This is a genomic window from Mucilaginibacter sp. P4_G9 (assembly GCF_056400985.1).
In genome coordinates this window covers 1-1,284 of the sequence record NZ_JBFUKF010000757.1, presented here as the reverse complement: position 1 = coordinate 1,284, position 1,284 = coordinate 1, and the positions used below count along the sequence as shown (strand labels likewise).

3 protein-coding genes are annotated in these 1,284 nt (G+C 37.0%); 1 reads left to right on the top strand and 2 read right to left on the bottom strand.

Going from position 1 to position 1,284, the window contains the following annotated elements; translation table 11 throughout:
- Window positions 1–699, bottom strand: a 699-nt coding sequence (locus AC1DPZ_RS27410) for an SOS response-associated peptidase (RefSeq protein WP_477409478.1), incomplete at its 3' end; no start/stop codon positions are given.
- Window positions 700–725: 26 nt separating this feature from the next.
- On the bottom strand, window positions 726–962 hold the full coding sequence (locus AC1DPZ_RS27405) for a hypothetical protein (RefSeq protein ID WP_477409476.1): 237 nt from the start codon (window positions 960–962) through the stop codon (window positions 726–728).
- Window positions 963–1,022: 60 nt separating this feature from the next.
- On the opposite strand from AC1DPZ_RS27405, the gene AC1DPZ_RS27400 reads away from it, so the two are divergent.
- Window positions 1,023–1,284 (top strand): hypothetical protein (locus AC1DPZ_RS27400; RefSeq protein ID WP_477409474.1); only part of this gene is annotated, 262 nt, incomplete at its 3' end.

The window sequence follows — 1,284 nt, the reverse complement described above, 5'->3', positions numbered from 1 at the left end:
ATCACATACTTCAATAACGCGTTCCTGGTTTGATGATTCCGTTCGACTGGTTATCAGCTTTGATATTGTATGTGCTGCTAACATATCGTCTTCCAAGGGTACTATTAGATTATTGATTTCTTCCTTCATCAAATCTGGTTTTAACCACATTCTTTCCATATCTGGGCGAAGTATCAAGGGCATACGCTCCTTAGAATTATGAATTCTCTTCATCAACGAATTGGCATCAGTTGTTAAGATGGTATAGGTTCTTAATACTTCATCAGTTTCAGGGTTTTTCCAATGGGAGTAAATACCTGCGAATGCAAAGGGTTCTTTGTCCTTCATGTAAATATGATGGGGGTACTTTTCTTTTCCGACGTGCATCCACTCGTAAAATCCATCAGCCAGGACTAAACACCTTTTTTTTCCTACATATTGTCTGAATGATGGTAAGTCAAAAATGGTTTCACCTCTGGCATTAAGTGTTTGATTGCTTAGCTTTTTGGCATCTGCTGCGGTCTTTACCCAATGTGGTATCAACCCCCAATTATATAAATTAATGGCCTCCGGTTCATCTGCTGTGATTACAGGCATAAGGTTATGAGCGAACCCATCAGTATGGTACACCGGGGTATATTCGGCTTCTGGTTTAAATTTAACGTGGAAACRCTCTTCCAACTTTCGCTGATTGACTTTAACTGAATAATGATAACACATAATGAGTTTATTTAAGTTAGATAAAATCACATAAAATGGTTTTCAATGCGTTGCCCTATTTCATCTATTAATGATTGTGATGTGGGTTTACCACTCCATAAAAACCAATAGCAATCATCACCTAATTTAATTTCAGCAACCCTTCTACTGTTAAAAAGTATAAAGTAAGATTCATCGGCTGCAAAGGCTTCACAGTAAATCAACCGGTTTGAAACCTGTAGCCCAAAGCCCAGAGATGGTGTATCTATTCCAATTTTCTTCAAAAACATTTGGATTGCTAAATTAATTAGTATATTTGAATTAAGAGATTGATATATAAAGTTATGAAAAATCTTAGAAATAGAATCAGACCAAACAACGCTTTACAAGCAAGTACACTTTCCCCAGGGGAAACAAGCGAATTAATCGAATTTATGCCGGATATTGATTTAGATGAATCGAACTGCACACCTGAAACACTAGCGTACCTGAACAGGCCAGATGAAGAATCAGGAATGTCTGATGAAGACTGGAAGGCAATGTATGCTAAACGTGTTGCAGAAGGTTATTATGAAAAGAATAAACGTGAAATACCTGATAGTGAAC